The sequence below is a fragment of the Streptomyces sp. AV19 genome (assembly GCF_015999245.1).
In the GTDB taxonomy this organism is placed as follows: domain Bacteria; phylum Actinomycetota; class Actinomycetes; order Streptomycetales; family Streptomycetaceae; genus Streptomyces.
In genome coordinates, this window is the sequence record NZ_JAEAMR010000003.1 from 903,981 (window position 1) to 920,039 (window position 16,059).

General features: G+C 72.7%; 15 protein-coding genes. 9 read left to right on the top strand and 6 right to left on the bottom strand.

Annotated elements, in window-relative coordinates; genetic code table 11:
* Positions 1-7 precede the first annotated feature (7 nt).
* The 4 genes from I5Q34_RS04225 to I5Q34_RS04235 all read right to left on the bottom strand — a co-directional run bounded on the left by I5Q34_RS04225 (position 8) and on the right by I5Q34_RS04235 (position 3,056).
* Entirely contained in the window at positions 8-1,276 is a 1,269-nt protein-coding gene (locus tag I5Q34_RS04225; RefSeq protein WP_199890692.1) for a sensor domain-containing protein, read from the bottom strand.
* 415 nt (positions 1,277-1,691) lie between these two features.
* A complete protein-coding gene (locus tag I5Q34_RS04230; RefSeq protein WP_199890693.1) occupies positions 1,692-2,261 on the bottom strand; it encodes a winged helix-turn-helix domain-containing protein in 570 nt (189 codons plus the stop codon).
* A gap of 235 nt (positions 2,262-2,496) precedes the next feature.
* A complete protein-coding gene (locus I5Q34_RS35965; protein ID WP_374192978.1) occupies positions 2,497-2,706 on the bottom strand; it encodes a DUF6255 family natural product biosynthesis protein in 210 nt (69 codons plus the stop codon).
* Positions 2,706-3,056 (bottom strand): hypothetical protein, encoded by a 351-nt coding sequence (locus tag I5Q34_RS04235; protein ID WP_199890694.1) that lies wholly within the window; start codon positions 3,054-3,056, stop codon positions 2,706-2,708. Before I5Q34_RS04235 ends, I5Q34_RS35965 begins: the two co-directional genes overlap by 1 nt.
* A 137-nt stretch (positions 3,057-3,193) precedes the next feature.
* Here I5Q34_RS04235 and I5Q34_RS04240 point away from each other — a divergent pair, with 137 nt between their 5' ends.
* The 3 genes from I5Q34_RS04240 to I5Q34_RS34355 all read left to right on the top strand — a co-directional run bounded on the left by I5Q34_RS04240 (position 3,194) and on the right by I5Q34_RS34355 (position 5,426).
* Positions 3,194-3,958, top strand: coding sequence for a helix-turn-helix transcriptional regulator (locus I5Q34_RS04240; protein WP_277965495.1), 765 nt, complete (start codon positions 3,194-3,196; stop codon positions 3,956-3,958).
* Positions 3,955-4,266: a DUF397 domain-containing protein gene (locus I5Q34_RS04245; RefSeq protein WP_277965334.1), complete on the top strand. Its 312-nt coding sequence runs from the start codon at positions 3,955-3,957 to the stop codon at positions 4,264-4,266. The genes I5Q34_RS04240 and I5Q34_RS04245 overlap by 4 nt, the downstream gene beginning before the upstream one ends.
* Positions 4,267-5,225: 959 nt before the next feature.
* Positions 5,226-5,426, top strand: coding sequence for a hypothetical protein (locus I5Q34_RS34355; protein WP_234428269.1), 201 nt, complete (start codon positions 5,226-5,228; stop codon positions 5,424-5,426).
* Between the two features lie 299 nt (positions 5,427-5,725).
* Here I5Q34_RS34355 and I5Q34_RS04255 read toward each other — a convergent pair whose 3' ends face one another.
* Positions 5,726-6,385, bottom strand: a complete 660-nt coding sequence (locus tag I5Q34_RS04255) for a phosphatase PAP2 family protein (protein ID WP_199890696.1) — start codon at positions 6,383-6,385, stop codon at positions 5,726-5,728.
* A gap of 149 nt (positions 6,386-6,534) precedes the next feature.
* Between I5Q34_RS04255 and I5Q34_RS04260 the strand changes: the two genes are divergently transcribed.
* The 3 genes from I5Q34_RS04260 to I5Q34_RS04270 all read left to right on the top strand — a co-directional run bounded on the left by I5Q34_RS04260 (position 6,535) and on the right by I5Q34_RS04270 (position 9,101).
* A complete protein-coding gene (locus I5Q34_RS04260; RefSeq protein ID WP_199890697.1) occupies positions 6,535-7,296 on the top strand; it encodes an SDR family oxidoreductase in 762 nt (253 codons plus the stop codon).
* 87 nt (positions 7,297-7,383) lie between these two features.
* Positions 7,384-8,148, top strand: a complete 765-nt coding sequence (locus I5Q34_RS04265) for an SDR family NAD(P)-dependent oxidoreductase (RefSeq protein WP_199890698.1) — start codon at positions 7,384-7,386, stop codon at positions 8,146-8,148.
* A 29-nt stretch (positions 8,149-8,177) separates the two neighbouring features.
* Positions 8,178-9,101, top strand: a complete 924-nt coding sequence (locus I5Q34_RS04270; RefSeq protein WP_234428270.1) for an NADP-dependent oxidoreductase — start codon at positions 8,178-8,180, stop codon at positions 9,099-9,101.
* A gap of 40 nt (positions 9,102-9,141) precedes the next feature.
* Here I5Q34_RS04270 and I5Q34_RS04275 read toward each other — a convergent pair whose 3' ends face one another.
* On the bottom strand, positions 9,142-9,729 hold the full coding sequence (locus I5Q34_RS04275; RefSeq protein WP_199890699.1) for a flavoprotein: 588 nt from the start codon (positions 9,727-9,729) through the stop codon (positions 9,142-9,144).
* Positions 9,730-10,272: 543 nt separating this feature from the next.
* Here I5Q34_RS04275 and I5Q34_RS04280 point away from each other — a divergent pair.
* Genes I5Q34_RS04280 through I5Q34_RS04290 form a run of 3 tightly spaced genes read left to right on the top strand, consistent with a single transcriptional unit; the run spans position 10,273 to position 16,057 of the window.
* A complete protein-coding gene (locus tag I5Q34_RS04280) occupies positions 10,273-13,698 on the top strand; it encodes a non-ribosomal peptide synthetase (protein ID WP_199890700.1) in 3,426 nt (1,141 codons plus the stop codon).
* A complete protein-coding gene (locus tag I5Q34_RS04285) occupies positions 13,695-15,320 on the top strand; it encodes a GMC family oxidoreductase (RefSeq protein WP_199890701.1) in 1,626 nt (541 codons plus the stop codon). Before I5Q34_RS04280 ends, I5Q34_RS04285 begins: the two co-directional genes overlap by 4 nt.
* Positions 15,317-16,057 carry a thioesterase II family protein gene (locus I5Q34_RS04290; RefSeq protein ID WP_199890702.1) on the top strand — a complete coding sequence of 247 codons (741 nt, stop codon included), beginning with the start codon at positions 15,317-15,319 and terminating at the stop codon, positions 16,055-16,057. Before I5Q34_RS04285 ends, I5Q34_RS04290 begins: the two co-directional genes overlap by 4 nt.
* The last annotated feature ends 2 nt before the right edge of the window (positions 16,058-16,059 follow it).

A 16,059-nucleotide genomic window follows, 5' to 3' on the forward strand; every position in this document is an offset into this window, starting at 1 on the left:
GACCCTCTCATCCGGCGGCGGACGCGGCCAGGGCACACGGGATCTCGACGGTGACGAGGGTCGGCCCGCCCGCCGGGCTGCTGATCGCCAGCACCCCGTCGAAGGCGCCCAGCCGCCGCTCGATGCCCAGCAGGCCCGTGCCCCGCGAGGTGTCCGCGCCGCCGCGCCCGTCGTCGGTGACGGCGACGCGCAGCATCCCGTCCGCGTGGTACACGTCCACCCGGACGCGGGTGGCCTCCGCGTGCTTGACGGCGTTGGTGAGCACCTCGCTGACCGCGAAGTAGGCGGCGGACTCGACCGGTTCGGCGGCGCGGCCCGGCAGGTCCACCGTCACCTCGACCGGCAGCGGCATGCGCAGCGCCAGCGCCCGGACCGCGTCCCCCAGCCCGCGCTCGGCGAGGACCGGCGGGTGGATGCCGCGCACCAGGTCCCGCAGTTCGGTCAGGGCCTCGGCGGAGTCGGCGCGGGCGGCGGCCAGCAGCCGCTTGGCCTGCGCCGGGTCCCTCTCGATCAGCGCCTCGATGGTGCCCAGGCTCATGCCCATGGCGACGAGGCGGGCCTGGGCGCCGTCGTGCAGGTCCCGCTCGATGCGGCGCAGTTCGGCGGCCGAGTGGTCGACCGCGTCCTCCCGGGTCTCCGTCAGCCGCTGGACGCGCAGTTCGAGCTCGCGCTCGTGGTCGGGGTGGAGCAGCTGCCGGGCGAGGGTGAAGTTGGCGCGCAGCAGGGGCCGGGCGGTGAAGAAGCCGAGGACGGCGAACACCGCGCCCAGGCCGGCCGCGAGGTTGGCGCTGGTCTGGCCGGTGATATGGATGAACGCGAACCACTCGTTGCCGCCCGCCTCGACGATCGGCTTCCACACGCCGCAGGCCAGCACGATGCCCCACGGGAAGTAGAGGAAGAGGACGGGCGGCAGGATCGAGAGCGTGAAGCCCGCGGTCATGTCCACCAGCAGCCACTGGAGGTCGCGCCAGGTCGCCTTGTCCTTCAGCAGGGCCGCGAGCCGCTCGACGTGCCCCATGAGCCCGCCGCGCTCCGGCAGCGGCCGGTAGGGGACGGGGATGGAGACGCCGGACCACTCCATGGCGTACAGCCGGCGCTGGTTGGCGTAGTGCCGCACGGCCTTGAGGGCGTAGGGCGCGGTGAGGACGCCGACGCCCGCCGGGATGAGGGCGATGGAGCAGACGGCGAGGGTGAACAGCAGGATCGAGGAGACCAGCCCCCAGAGCGCGAGCCACAGGGACCTCGCGGTGGCCTGCAGTGCGGTACGGATCCTCATGGTGCGGTTCTCCCGGTCGTGTCGTGCCTGCCGGGAGCCGTTCCCCCCGGGCCTGCCCCCAGTCTGCGGGACCGGCCCGGTCCGGGTCATTGGGCGTAGCCCGTGGCCCGGGGGTGTACCTGGCAACACCCCCGGGCGGCGCCCTCTACCACAGGCCGGACGGCCGTGGCCGGTGCGAACGTTTCCTCGCCACCTGTTCGGGGCTCCGCCGCGTAGGCCCGGGCGGCGCGGGGCAATCACCTCGCGCGTCACCGGTCCCGGTGCCGTACGGACAGCCAACCCCGGGAGACATCATGCTGCTTGTCGTCACTCAGCCCCTCGGAATGGCCATTCGGGCCCTGGGCGCCTTGGCCGGCAACTGTCTGTCAATGCTGCCGTTGGCCGGCTGACCTCCGCCCCGGGCGACCGGGCCGGTTCAGAGGCCGGACGGGGGCGCGTACTTGTAGCCGACGCGGCGCACGGTCACGATCGACTTGCGGTGCTCGGCGCCCATCTTGCGGCGCAGCCGCGCGACGTGGACGTCGACGGTGCGCCCGTCGCCCACGTGTCCGTAGCCCCACACCGTGGTCACCAACTGGTCGCGGGTGTGCACCCGGTGGGGGTGCGCCACCAGGTGGGCCAGCAGCTCGAACTCCAGGTAGGTCAGGTCCAGCGGCCGCCCGGCGATCCGGGCGGTGCGCTGCTCGGGGTCGATGCTCACCAGCGCGTCCCCGTGGCCGGCGGGCGCCGCGCCGTCCGCGCCGGGCTGCTGCTCGGCGGGCACGAGGACGAGGTAACCGACCATCGGCGGCTGGCCGGGCAGGGACGGCAGGGTGTGCTGCGGGGCGGGCAGCCAGGTGGCACCGGGGTGCAGCAGGTCGGCGACCGGGGGCACCTCGTCCGGGGCGACGGCCCGCAGGCGCTGGCGCTGGACCGGGATGCCGGCGGCGGTGCCGGCGGCGGTGCCGGCGGCGGGGGTGGACAGCGTACGGACAGGGTTCGTCATGGGGCTCAGCTCTTTCGCGCGGGGGAACGCCGAAAAGGACGTGCGATGCGCGGGCCTTGGCCGGTAATCGGTACCGGCGGCTGACTTCGACGTAAGGGGTCAGCGGGGGAGAGGGGCCTGCGCGGAACTACACGCGCGACAACACACTCGGTCGAAGTCGTGATGCTGGCGGGACGGCCAGAAAGGCTCAAGGTCGTTGCGACCCATCACGGTGTTCTGGTGGCTGCCCATGGCCCTATTGAAGCATGGCGGGCGGGTGGCCAGCAGCCCCCCGGGGCGCCGGGGCCACCGCTTCCGGCAGCCCCGGCGGCCGGAGCGCGCCGTAATCGTGGAAACGGCGCGTTCCGCAGGAGGCGCAGAACTCCTCGCCGCCGTCCCCGTCCACGGATTCCCAGCCGCCGGGGTGCGGGCAGTTCTCCACGAGCCGGCCCACCGCCCGCCGCATCAATTCCCGCCCCAGCGGCCGGTGTGCGCGACGATCCAGTGCGTGTACGCGGCGGCGGTGGCGTTCCCCGCCTTCGTCCGGTCGCCGCCGCCGGCGGCCGCGCGCCGCGCGGCGTCCAGCGCGACGCACTTGGCGCAGCCGGACTCGTACGGGGCGAGCCCGGCCGCCGCGCGCTCGGCGCGGGTCGCGAGCCGCAGGGCGGAGGCGTGGGCCTCCCACTCGGGAGCGTCACCCGGTCCGGTGGCCGGCCCCGGTTCGCGGAGCCGGGCGGTGTCGTCGGTGGTACTGATCACTTGGGCAAGCCGGTCCCGGCGCACGTCGATGACGAACGTGCCTGGTCTGTACGTCACGGTTCCCAGCATTGGGGTGGGGCAGTACGGTGGCCAGGGGTCGGGCCTTAAGGGCTGAGGGCTTAAAGCGAGGTCGAACAACAGTGCCTGATTCCAAGCGACTTGACCCCTCCCGGTCGTTCGTCGCGCAGTTCGGGGTGAAGCTCCGTGCGCTCCGTGATCAGCGAGGATGGTCCCAAGCCAAGCTCGCGGGGAAGGTGTTCCTGTCCCACGCGCGGATCGCCCAGTTCGAGTCGGGCGAGAGCATGCCGTCGCAGCGTCACGCGCAGGCGCTGGACGAGGCGCTCGGCGCGGGTGGCGCCCTGCTGGACGAATGGGACAAGCTCAACGACAGTCCGGACGCCAAGTGGGCCCAGAAACTGGTGGGCGTCGAGGCGAAGGCCCTTGAGATCCGGCACTTCAGTGATCTCGTCCCCGCGCTTCTGCAGACCGAGGGGTACGCCAGGGCGATCCTCGCCGAGAGTATGGAGTTCTACGGGGGAGACCTGGAGGCCAAGATGCGCTACCGCATCCAGCGACGGGCGCTGCTGGACCGGCCCGATGCGCCGACCTTCATGGGCCTGCTCAAGGAATCCGCCCTGAGCTGGGTCGTCGGAGGCACCGGGGTCATGCGCGAGCAACTGCTGGACCTGCTGCGCATGGCCCGTAAGTCGCACGTCAGCATCCAGGTCGTGCCCTTCGTGGGGCCCAGGTTCTTGAGCGATGTCGGCATGCTGACGATCACGCGGCTCCCGGGCGGCCGGGAGGTCGTCTACCGAGGCGGCGTCCAGGGGGCCTGGGTCACCAACCGAGCCGCCATCGCCGAGTATGCGGTCCTGTACGAGCGGGTCCAGCGTGGAGCGTTGTCGCCCTGCGACTCAATGACGTTGATCGACAAGGTACTTGGGGAGAAATATCCGTGAGCGTCGTACGGCCCCGCCTCGCTGCCGCTGCCTGGCGCAAGAGCTCGTACAGCATGGGGCAGGATGCGTGCGTCGAAGTGGCTTGCCAGTTCCTCGACGTCGTCCCGAACCGGGTCGCAGTCACCTGGCGCAAGAGCTCCTACAGTCACAGCGATGAAGACGCCTGCGTCGAAATAGCCGACCACGTCCCCGACATCGTCCCGATAAGAGACAGCAAGGTCCCCGACGGCCCAGCCATAGCGGCCGGCGCCCCCGCCTGGACGGCGTTCGTCGCGGCCCTCACCGCCGACACCATCCCCCCGCCCTGACCCGTGGGGCGGCATTGCGCTCTCCCGGCGAACCGTTTCGTCTCGGGCCCTCCGGGCCCAAAGATGGCGGGCTACGCGAGGGGGTGGGCGGGGCCCGGCTGTCGGGTGCGGGCGCCCGGGTGGCGATCGCCAGGAGAAGTGGGCAGTTTGGTGTGCCCAGCTGCCCGGAAGTCCGGCCGAGCAGACCCATATTGCCCGCAATTGAGAGGGCAACGACCTCACGGTCATCACACAACGCTCCAGGCTGTCCCGCCCCGCGTCCCGCGCCGCGCCGTCCCGCGCCGCGCCGTCCCGCGCCGTCCCGCGCCGCGCCGTCCCGCGCCGTCCCGCCCCGCGCCGCGCCGTCCCGCCCCGCGCCGCGCCGTCCCGCCCCGCGCCGCCCCGCGCCGCCCCGCGCCGCGCCGCGCCGCCCCGCGCCGCGCCGCCCCGCGCCGCCCCGCGCCGCCCCGCGCCGCGCCGCCCCGCGCCGCAGTCGGTCGGGCGCGGAGAGTCGAGGCCTGCGACAGCCTCCGGCCGACGGCGGCCGCCAGTCGGGAAGCCGGCCTCGCCGTCGGCGTCGACCCGCAGTCGAACGGCGGCCCCCGGCCCCCTCCTCGCGTAGCCGGCCCTCTTTGGGCCCGGAGGGCCCGAGACGAAACGGTCGGCCGGCCGAGCACAATGCCGCTCCGCGCTGCCGTCCCCGCCGACCCGGGGCCGGCGGTGCCGTCCGGCGGCTTTCGGGGTGAACGCACCGCCGGCGCGCCACGGTCGACCTGATATCTGTGAGGAGGGCACTGTGAGCGCACAGCCCATGCACCGGCACCCCCGCCATCTCGCAGCCGTCCGCGACTCCGGAAGCGCTCCGTACGGCGCTCGCGCGAATTGCCCCGGGCCGTCTTGCCGCCTTCGACGCGGACCGCGCACGCGAGCAGGCCGGCTCCGATCCGCTGCGCCGGTTCATCGAGCGGTGGGCCATCGAAGTGGCGGTCGAACGGCACCCGGAGAAGGCGGCACGCCTGCGCGCGCTGCAAGCGCGCGCCGAGTTGGTGAGTGACGCGGACGAGGCGCGTCGCATCGCCGTGGAGATCAGCTCGATCCGGGCCGGAGCGGCGGCCGAGGCGGGCATTCCCGCCGTCGGAGCCGGAGCGGAGCCGTCGGTGAGCGGTGCGAGGACGGGCTGAGCTATTCGAAGATCGTCAGGGACGAGGTCAAGGCGATGCCCAGTGGCCGGCGCCCCCGCCTGGGCGGCGTTCGTGGTGGCCGTGAACGCTGAGGCCCTGCGCCCTCGGGCCGGATTGGCGGGCGGCAAAGACCGGAGGCCCGTCGGCAAAAGACCGGCGGCCCGTCGGCAACGGTGCGGGCCGCCCCCTCCTCCCCTCGGGCGGAGCACGGCCCCGCCCCGGGGGTTGTGAAGGGGCGCAGCCCCTGCGGAAACGGTGAAAGGGCGGGGCGGGGGCAAATCCCGCGCCCCGCGCGGAACTCAGCCCCGCTCGCCCGCCCGCCTCGGCGCGGCCACCCCCACTCCCACGCCCACCCATACACATCCGCCCAGCCACGCCGCCGCGAACGCCCACCCCGCCACCACGTCCGTCAGCCAGTGGACCCCGAGGTACACCCGGGTCAGGCCGATCGACACCGCCCAGCAGCCGAGGGCGGCCACGGCCGCCCACCGGCCCCGCCCCCGTCCCGCTCGCGCCGCGACCGCCACCGCGAGCAGGCCCGCCGCCATCGCCGACGTCGTCGTGTGCCCGGACGGGAACGAGAAGCCGTCCGCGTGCGCCGCCCAGTCCGCCGCCGGCGGGCGGGGGCGGGCCGCGAGGGCCAGGACCAGGGCCCGTACGCCCTGGCCACAGGCGAGGACGGCCATGGCGGCGGCCGACCACCGGATCCGGCGGCGCCAGATCCAGCCCGCCAGCGCCGCGAGCAGGTACGGGAAGAAGCCCGTCCCGGTCGCGGTCAGCGCCCGTGCGGAGGTGACGGCGGCGTCGGGCCGGTGCGCGACCGACCACGCGTGGGCCGCCGCGTCGGGGGCGACCGCGTCCCAGCCGCCGTGCGCGACGACCGTGGTCACCACCGCGAAGCCGAGCAGACCGGCGACTGTCGCGATCGCGGCCGGGTGGACGCGGGGGGTGAGGGGCATCCGTGCACTCCGCTCGGTCGGGGGTGTGGAGGCAGTATCACCGCCGTGGCCGGCCCGCAACCGCGGCCGTGCGCATGCGCGGGGCGAAGGACCCTCCTAGCGTGGAAATGCCAGGTTCGTCACGTTCTGGATGGTCTGGAGGTCCGGCCATGGCCGCGCATGCGCACACGCTCAAGGACAAGGTCGTCGTCATCGGCGGCGCGTCGAGGAACCTCGGCAGTCTGATCGCGAAGGAGATCGCGCCGGACGGAGCGAAGGTCGTCGTCCACTACAACAGCGACTCCTCACGGGACAAGGCCGAGCAGACCGCCGCCGATGTCCGCAAGGCCGGGGGCGAGGCGATCACGCACCAGGGGGATCTGACCGAGGTCGCCGAGGTGGAGAAGCTCTTCGACGCCGCCGTCGAGGCCTTCGGCAAGGTCGACTGCCTGGTGAACACCGCCGGCATGGTCATCAAGAAGCCGATGACCGAGACCACGGAGGAGGAGTTCGACAAGATGTTCGCCGTCAACACCAAGGCGGCGTACTTCATGATGCGCGAGGCGGCCAAGCGGCTGGAGGACGACGGGAAGATCATCACGATCGTCACCTCGCTGCTCGCCGCCTACACCGGCCTCTACTCCGTCTACGCCGGCAGCAAGGCCCCCGTCGAGCACTTCACCCGGGCCCTGTCCAAGGAGCTCTACGGCCGCCGGATCTCGGTCAACAACATCGCCCCCGGGCCCATGGACACCCCGTTCTTCTACCCGGCCGAGACCGACGACTCCGTCGCCTACCACAAGTCGTCCGCGATGAACGGCGAGCTGACGAAGATCGAGGACATCGCCCCCTACGTCAAGTTCCTGCTGACGGACGGCTGGTGGCTCAACGGGCAGACGCTCTTCATCAACGGCGGTTACACGACCCGGTGAGGTGCGCGACCCGCTGAAAGTGGTGGTGGCACACCCAGGTTCAGCACGCACTGTCAACGGCGTGGCCCCCACTCGAAGATCGTCGGCATGGAGCGATTCACCGACAGAACAGCACTGATCACCGGCGGCACCAGCGGCATCGGCCTCGCCGCCGCCCGTCGCCTCCTCGACGAGGGGGCGTACGTGGCCATCACCGGGCGTGACGACGCCCGGCTCGCCGCCGCCGTCGAGCGGCTGGGCGCGGCGGACGGGCGCGTCCTCGCGGTCCGCGCCGACGCCGGCGTCCCCGCCGAACTCGACGCGCTGATGCGGCGGGTGGCGGACTGGCGCGGCGGGCTGGACACCGTCTTCGCCAACGCGGGGACCGGGGTCTTCAAGCCGGGGGCGGAGCTCACGGCGGAGGACGTCGATCACGTCCTGGACGTCAACTTCAAGGGCGTCTTCTTCACCGTGCAAAAGGCGCTGCCACTGCTGCGGGACGGTGGTTCCGTCGTCCTCAACGCGTCGTGGACCCTGCACCGGGGGCTCTCCGTCGCGTCCGTGTACGCCGCGTCGAAGGCCGCCGTGCACAACCTGGCGCGCACGCTGGGGGCCGACCTGGCCCCGCGCGGCATCCGCGTCAACTCCGTCAGCCCCGGCTACATCGACACCCCGATGTACCGGGAGGCCAACCCCGACCCCGCCACGGAGCCGGCCGTCGCCGCCGAGGTCCCGCTGGGCAGGCTGGGGCGCTCCGAGGAGGTGGCCGCGGTGGTGGCGTTCCTGGCCTCGGACGACGCGGCGTACGTCACCGGGCAGGACCTGATCGTCGATGGCGGGCTCGTCGGGTCCGTCCCGGCGCAGGGCGCGTGAGCGGGCCCGGGGCCCGCACGATGCGGGCGATGAGCCAGGACGCCTTCGGCGGGCCGGAGGTACTCAAGGAGGTCCGGCTGCCCGTCCCCGCGCCCGGGCCCGGCCAGGTGCTGGTCCGGGTGCGCGCGGCGGGCCTCAACCCCACCGACTGGAAGCACCGGGCCGGCCCCGCCTTCCTCGGCGAACCGCCGTTCGTCCTCGGCTGGGACGTCTCCGGCGTCGTCGAGGAGGCCGGCCTGGGCGTCACGCCGCACCGGCCGGGCGACGAGGTCTTCGGCATGCTCCCGCACCCGTACGGGGCGGGCGCGCACGCCGAGTACGCCGTCGGCCCCGCCCGGGCGTTCGTCCGCAAGCCGGACGGCGTCGGCCACGTGCAGGCGGGCGCCCTGCCGCTCGCCGCCCTCACCGCCTGGCAGGCGCTGGTGGACGTGGCGCAACTGGCGCCCGGACAGCGAGTGTTGGTCCATGCTGCCGCCGGCGGCGTCGGCCACCTCGCCGTGCAGATCGCCAAGGCGCGCGGCGCGTACGTGATCGGCACCGCGAGCGCCGCCCGCCACGCGTTCCTGCGCGGCCTGGGCGCCGACGGGACGATCGACTACCGCGCCACGGACTTCGCCACCGCCGTCCGCGACGTGGACGTCGTCCTCGACACCATCGGCGGCGACTACCGCGAACGCTCCCTGCGCACGCTGCGCCGCGGTGGCGTCCTGGTCTCCCTCCAGCCGTACGGGCGGCGCGAACTCGCCGCCGCGGCGGAACCGTTCGGCGTCCGCGCGGAAGTGATGATCGTCGAATCCGACCACGCCGGAATGGCCGCCGTGGCCCGCCTCGTCGAGAAGGGAAAGCTGCGCGCGGAGATCGCGGGCACCTTTCCGCTCGCCGACGCGGCGCGGGCGCACGCCGCGGGGGAGACCGGGCGCACCGCCGGAAAGCTGGTGCTGACGGTGGAATGAAATGCCGCAGATAAGGCCGCCGACAATGCCGCCAATACCGTTACGCGGTCCGCGATTTCTCCAGAATTTCGCCGACGATTTCGGCGACTTTCTCGGGTGACGGCATCGTCGGGTGATGCGTAGTCAGGCCCGAGTGAATGTCAAAGGAATCGTGCCAGTCCGGCTCGGGAATGTGGTGGCCGTCCTCGCGTATCTGCGCGACATTCCGCTGCACCGCCGCCTTGTTCCACATGGGCCCGCCCATGGAGGGGAAGAAGACGACCGGGAAGGTGGAGGAGAGGATCACCGTCGCGATGCGGTTCGGCGCGGCGCCCGTGGCGGCGTCGGAGAGGATGTTCGCGGTGGCCGGCAGGACGACCAGGATGTCGTGGTCGGCGACGAGCCGGGAGGGCTTGTCCGTCGGCCAGTCGGAGGGGGCCTCGCCGTGGACGACGCGCTCGGCGGCGAGCCGCACGGTGTCCGGGGGGATGAAGGAGGCGGCGGTGTGGGTCATCAGCACGGTGTACGTGCCGCCGAGCCGGGCGCGGAGGGCGTCGAGGTAGGAGGGCAAAGCCGTCACGGCCACGGACCCGGTGGCGCCGACGAGGACGCGCGGACCGTCTGACGGTACGTCAGTCGCATTTAACATAACTGCAATGATGCACGGAGCACGGAGCCGGTTCAACCACTTGGCGCGGCTTTTCAGTTGAGGGGTCCGGCACCCGCGTACAGCGGGTGCCGGACCCCTCGTCCGTTGCGTCCCTACCCCGCCGTCACAGCCGGTGAAACACCCGGATGGCAGGGCCAACCGGCCCTCCATAAAGGAAGCTTGGGGTATCTGAAAAAGAGGCTTGGAGGCTCCTTTCCGGCCAGTGTGCCAAGTGGGCAAGAACTTCTGGCGAGTTCACCAGGATCTCGCTCCGTGATCTTGTCAACGCGGTTTGTTGCAACTACGATACGAACACATGAAGTGATCTCGCCCGACCCACAGGTTGGTTCACCGCGGGAGCTTGACAAAGGCGCAGGCGGCCTCTCGCCGCCCGGAGCGCCGTCGTTCCATGGACCATGGGCAGCCGCCCGAGTATCCACGCACCCGCCCTTCACGGGGACCGGCCTGCGCACGCACGTCACGTGAACACCACGCATTGCGAAGCAGCCAGCGCGAAGCACTAGAGAGGCACGGGGACCTTTGATGGAAGACCTTCTTGTCGAGTTACGGAATCGTCGTGTCAACCTTCGCCCGAACGGCGATCGCCTCGACATCGAGGCACCAGAGGCTCCAGGGGCTACCGGTGCCCCAGGGACTCCCGACGACGCCCTCACGCCGCAGCTGCGCGCGGCCGTCGACGAGCACCGTGACCAGCTGGCCGCCCTTCTGCGAGGCAGGCCGCACCCGGCGAACCTCCCGGCCGCCGAGCCCGAACCGGGCCTGCGCAACGACCCGTTCCCGCTGACCGACATCCAGCACGCCTACCTCATCGGCCGCACCAAGGGCCTCGAGCTCGGCGGGGTGTCCAGCCACTACTACTTCGAGTTCGACGGCACCGGCCTGGACGTCCCCCGGCTCTCGGAGGCCCTCCAGAAGGTCGTCGAGCGGCACGACATGCTCCGCGCGGTGGTCCAGCCCGGCGGCAAGCAGCGCGTGCTCGACCAGGTCCCGCCCTACCGGATCGCCGCCGAGGACCTCCGCGGCCGGCCCTCCGCCGAGCAGGCCGAGGCCCTCGACCGCGTCCGCGGCGAGCTCGCCGACCAGGTGCTGCCCACCGAGGAGTGGCCGCCGTTCGACATCCGCGCCTCGCTCCTCGACGAGGACCGCGTCCGGCTGCACCTGAGCATGGACCTCCTCTTCGTCGACGTCCGCAGCCTGTTCGTCGTCCTCGACGAGTGGCGCCGCTTCTACGACGACCCCTCCTGGACGCCCGAGCCGCTCGAACTCACCTTCCGGGACTACGTCCTGGCCGAGCAGGCCCTGGAGTCCGAGGCCCTCGGCAAGCAGTCCGCCACGTACTGGCTCTCCCGCGTGGACGAGCTGTCCCCCGGCCCCGACCTGCCCATCGGCACGGCCCCCGAGCGCCTGGGACGGCCCACGTTCACCCGGCGCCGCGCGGCCTTCACGCCCGAGCGCTGGGCCGCGCTGTCGGACGCGGCCCACCGCCACGGCCTGACCCCCAACAACCTGCTGCTGGCCGCCTACGCCGAGGTGCTGCGCACCTGGTCCAAGCGCCAGGAGTTCACGCTCACGCTCACCCAGCTGCACCGCCTGCCGCTGCACCCGCAGGCGCAGAAGATCGTCGGCGACTTCCTCTCGCCCGGCCTGCTCGCCGTCGGCGGCACCGCCGACGAGTCGTTCGCCGAGCGCGCCGCCGGCGTCCAGCGCCAACTCCTCGCGGACCTCGCCCACTCGGCGTTCGGCGGCATCCGCGTGCTGCGCGAGCTCACCCGCCGCCAGGGCGACGGGCGCAACGTCTCGATGCCCGTCGTCTTCTCCAGCATGCTGGGAGCGGACGGCGACGCGGCGACCGCCGACGCCCTGCGGCTGTTCGGCGACGTGGCGTACGGCATCAGCCAGACCCCGCAGGTCTGGCTGGAGAACCAGGTCACCGAGGAGAACGGCGAGCTCGTCCTCAACTGGAACGCCGTGGACGGCCTGTTCCCCGAGGGCACGCTGGACGCCATGTTCGACGCGTACACCACGCTGCTCGACCGGCTCGCCCGGGACGAGGGCGTGTGGTCGGCCACCGGCGGCGTCGTCCCGCTGCCGGCCGCGCACGTCGAGGAGCGCGAACGCGCCAACGCCACCGCCCAGGACATCCCGCCGGCCCTGCTGCACGAGCTGGTCGCCGAGGCCGCCCGGCGCACCCCGGACGCGGTGGCCGTCATCTCCGACGGCGTGGAGACCACGTACCGCGAGCTGACCGAGGAGGCGCACCGCCTCGCCCGGCGGCTGCGCGACGTCTGCGGCGCCGAGCCCAACACGATGATCGCGGTCTCGACGCGGCCGGGCCCCGGCCAGATCTCCGCGCTGCTGGCCGTCCAGCACGCGGGCGCCGCCTACGTCGCGATCGACCCCGAACTGCCCGAGCAGCGGCGGCTGAAGCTGCTGAGCCAGTGCAAGGCCAAGGCCGTCGTCACCGAGGCCGGCCTGCGCACGACGCTGACCTGGCCGGACGGGCTGGAGATCGTCACCGCCGAGGACGAGGCCACCTGCGGCTACGGCGCCGGGCCCGTGGACAGCGTCCAGGGCGTGGACGACCTCGCCTACGTGATCTTCACCTCGGGCTCCACCGGTGAGCCCAAGGGCGTGATGATCTCGCACCGGAACGCGTCCAACACCGTCCAGGACATCAACCGCCGCTTCGGCGTGACCGGTTCGGACCGGGTGCTGGCGCTGGCCCCCGCCGGCTTCGACCTGTCCGTGTACGACGTCTTCGGCATCCTCGGCGCGGGCGGCGCGGTCGTCGTCCCCGAGCCCAAGCGGGCCAACGACCCGGCGCACTGGACCGAGCTCATCGACCGGCACAAGGTCACCGTCTGGGACAGCGTGCCCGCGCCGATGCGCATGTGGGTCGAGACGCTGACCGACGCCGCCCCCGGCACCGGCGCGAGCCTGCGGCTCGCCCTGCTCAGCGGCGACTGGATCCCGCTGGACCTGCCCGGCCGGCTCCGCGAGCACCTCCCGGAGCTGAGGGCGATGAGCCTCGGCGGCGCCACCGAGGGCTCGATCTGGTCGATCCACTACCCGATCGGCGAGGTCTCGGCCGACTGGTCGAGCATCCCCTACGGCAAGCCGCTCGCCAACCAGACCTTCCACGTCTACAACGAGTGGCTGGAACCCTGCCCGACCGGGGTGACCGGAGAGCTCTACATCGGCGGCACGGGCGTCGCCCAGGGCTACTGGGCCGACCCGGTCCGCACGGCGGAACGATTCATCACCCACCCCGCCACCGGCGAGCGGCTCTACCGCACCGGCGACCTGGGCCGCTACCAACCCGGCGGCAACATCGAGATCCTCGGCCGCACCGACTTCCAGGTGAAGATCAACGGCTACCGGGTCGAGCTCGGCGAGATCGAGGCCACCCTGCTGCGCCAGGAGGGCGTCCGCCAGGCCCTGGTGACCGCCCCGGCCCACCCGCGCACCGGCCAGCGGCAGCTCGCCGCGTACCTGGTCACCGACGGCGCGGGCGCCGCGCACCTCGAACCGGCCGCGCTGCGCGAGACGCTGGCGGGCGCGCTGCCCAGCTACATGGTGCCCACGCACTACATCCCCCTCGACGCCGTGCCGCTGACCCCCAACGGCAAGGTCGACCAGGCCGCCCTGCCCACCCCGTGGCAGGAGGCGGAAGGCGCGGACGGCCGCGTCTCGCCCCGCAACGACATCGAGGAGCGGCTCCTCGCCCTGTGGGCCGAGCAGCTGGGCCACGGCGACTTCGGCATCGAGGACGGCTTCTTCGACGTCGGCGGCGACTCGCTGCACGCGGTGGGCATCATCGGCCACCTGCGCACCGAGTTCGGCATCGACGCCTCCGCCGAACAGGAGATCATCGAGGGCCTGTTCATGAACTCGACCATCGCGGACTTCGCCGAGATCATCGTCTCCCTGAAGGAGGCCGGGGCATGACCGACGCCACCTGGGACTACGTGATCGTCGGCGGCGGCTCCGCCGGCACGGTCACCGCCACCCGGCTCGCGGCCGACGGCGGGACGCGGGTGCTCCTCCTGGAGGCCGGCGGCGACCAGCCGTCCCCCCGGGAGAAGACCCACCCGCTCGCCGACGCCAGCCGGCTCATCCTGCGCGACTACAACTGGGACTACCTGGCCAACCTCCGCGGCAGCAGCCGCCTGGAGGACCTGGTGGCCGCCGGCCCCGAGGGCCGCGCCCGGGTCGCCGAGGCCGCCGCGGCCAAGGTGCCGCGGGCCCTGTGGGGACGCTTCCCCTACCAGCTGGGCAAGGTCATGGGCGGCGGCTCGGCCGTCAACGGCGCCATCGCCCTGCGCGGTCTGCCCCGCGACTTCGAGGAGTGGGTCCGCCTCGGCAACCCCGAGTGGTCCTGGGAGCACGTCCTCCCGTACTACCGGGAGATCGAGACCGACTCCGGCATGTCCGCAGAACTCCACGGCGACAGCGGCCCGATGCCCATCCGCCGGGTCGGGCGCGAGCACCTGCACGAGATCGACACGGCGTTCTGGAACGAGTGCGTCCGGCTCGGCCTGCCGGAGCTGGACGACCTCAACGGCGGCCGGGAGGCCGGCGTCGGCGTCATCCCCAGCAACGCGGTGGACGGCGAGCGGATGGACACCGCCACCACCTACCTCGCCACCGCCCGGCACCTGCCCAACCTGGAGATCCGCACCGGCGTCAAGGTCACCCGCGTCCTGTTCGAGGGCAACCGCGCCACCGGCGTGGAGATCCTCACCGACGAGGGCCTGTCGGCCGTGCGCGCCACCGACGTCATCCTCAGCGCGGGCGCGGTCGGCACCCCGGTCGTCCTGATGCGCTCCGGCGTCGCCGCCGCCGGGCTGAGCGAGTCCCTGGGCGTCGCGCCCGTCGTGGACCTGCCGGGCGTCGGCGAGAACCTCGTCGACCACCCCTCCGTCGTCATCTGGTCCAAGCCCAAGCCGGGCGTCTGCACGGCCGGCCTGCCCTGGCGGACCGTCGCGTCCCGCATGTCCAGCGGCTTCGACGACGACACGGACATCCAGGTCGGCCTGCTCAACAACGTCGAGAGCTCGACGGTGCCGGGCTTCGAGGACCGGCTGGACTGGCCCCTGGTCGTGGGCGTCTCGGTGATGCTGCTCCGGCCCGTCTCGCGCGGCCGCGTCTTCATCGAGGACGCCGACCCGACCAGCAGGCCCGTCATCGAACTCGGCCTCGGCACGGTCGAGGAGGACGTGGACCGCCTCTGCCACGGCGTCCGCAAGGCCTGGAGCATCCTGCGGCAGCCGGCGCTCGCCGACCGCTTCGAGGAGACCCAGTTCTGGACCGACAGGATGGTGGCGAACGACCGCATCCTGCGCAGCGGGGTCAGGAACATCATGAACCCCGGCTGGCACGCGGCCGGTTCGTCCCGGATGGGCCCCGCGAGCGACCCGATGGCGGTCGTGGACCAGGAGGGCCGGGTGCACGGCACGGAGAACCTGCGGATCATCGACGCGTCCGTCTTCCCGTCGATGCCCAGCGTGCCGACCAACCTGACCACCATCATGCTGGCCGAGCGGATCGCGGGGAGCACCAAGCAGTGAACGGCGAGCAGCCCGTACGGCTCTACTGCTTCCCGCACGCCGGCGCCACCTCGGTGGCGTACCGGCCCTGGAAGGCCCTGGGGACGGACCGTCTGACGATCGTCGCCGTGGACCAGCCGGGCCGCGGGACCCGCAGACGGGAGACCCGCACCGAGGACTTCCGCCAACTCGTGGAGTCGACGGCCGCGTTCGTGGCCGACGACCTGCGCCGCGCCCGCGAGGAGACCCCGGGCGCGCGCTGGGCCACCTTCGGGCACAGCTTCGGCGCGACGCTGAGCCTCGCGGTGGCCGCCGCGGTGGAGCGGGCCGTGGGGGAGGCGCCGGTGCGCGCCTTCCTCTCGGCGGCGCTCCCGCCGGGGCTGCAGAAGCCCGACGACACCGACGCGCTCAGCGACGAGCAGCTGCTGGAGAAGATCGCGGCGGACGGCGGGACGGCGCGCGAGCTGCTGTCCAACAGCGCGATGAGCGCCTTCCTGGTGCGGCTGATGCGCGAGGACTACGTCGTGCGGCGGCAGTTCCCCCAGGAGGCCGGCGGTCTGCGCGTCGGCTTCCCGCTCACGCTGATCGCGGCCCGGGACGACGTCTACGTGACGCCCGGCCGGATGTGGCGGTGGGCCGAGCACAGTGAGGTCCCCGCCCGGCGGGTGGAGATCGACGGCGGCCACTTCGCCGCCGTGCAGGAACCCGCGGCGGTCGTGGCGATCGTGGGCGAGGACATCGGGGAAGGGGAGCGCTAGAG

Coding starts and splice junctions, on each gene's coding strand:
- I5Q34_RS04225 (WP_199890692.1), bottom strand. CDS start 1,276: ATGAGGATCCGTACCGCACTGCAGGCCACCGCGAGGTCCCTGTGGCTC.
- I5Q34_RS04230 (WP_199890693.1), bottom strand. CDS start 2,261: ATGACGAACCCTGTCCGTACGCTGTCCACCCCCGCCGCCGGCACCGCC.
- I5Q34_RS35965 (WP_374192978.1), bottom strand. CDS start 2,706: ATGCGGCGGGCGGTGGGCCGGCTCGTGGAGAACTGCCCGCACCCCGGC.
- I5Q34_RS04255 (WP_199890696.1), bottom strand. CDS start 6,385: ATGCCCCTCACCCCCCGCGTCCACCCGGCCGCGATCGCGACAGTCGCC.
- I5Q34_RS04260 (WP_199890697.1), top strand. CDS start 6,535: ATGGCCGCGCATGCGCACACGCTCAAGGACAAGGTCGTCGTCATCGGC.
- I5Q34_RS04265 (WP_199890698.1), top strand. CDS start 7,384: ATGGAGCGATTCACCGACAGAACAGCACTGATCACCGGCGGCACCAGC.
- I5Q34_RS04270 (WP_234428270.1), top strand. CDS start 8,178: ATGAGCCAGGACGCCTTCGGCGGGCCGGAGGTACTCAAGGAGGTCCGG.
- I5Q34_RS04275 (WP_199890699.1), bottom strand. CDS start 9,729: ATGTTAAATGCGACTGACGTACCGTCAGACGGTCCGCGCGTCCTCGTC.
- I5Q34_RS04280 (WP_199890700.1), top strand. CDS start 10,273: ATGGAAGACCTTCTTGTCGAGTTACGGAATCGTCGTGTCAACCTTCGC.
- I5Q34_RS04285 (WP_199890701.1), top strand. CDS start 13,695: ATGACCGACGCCACCTGGGACTACGTGATCGTCGGCGGCGGCTCCGCC.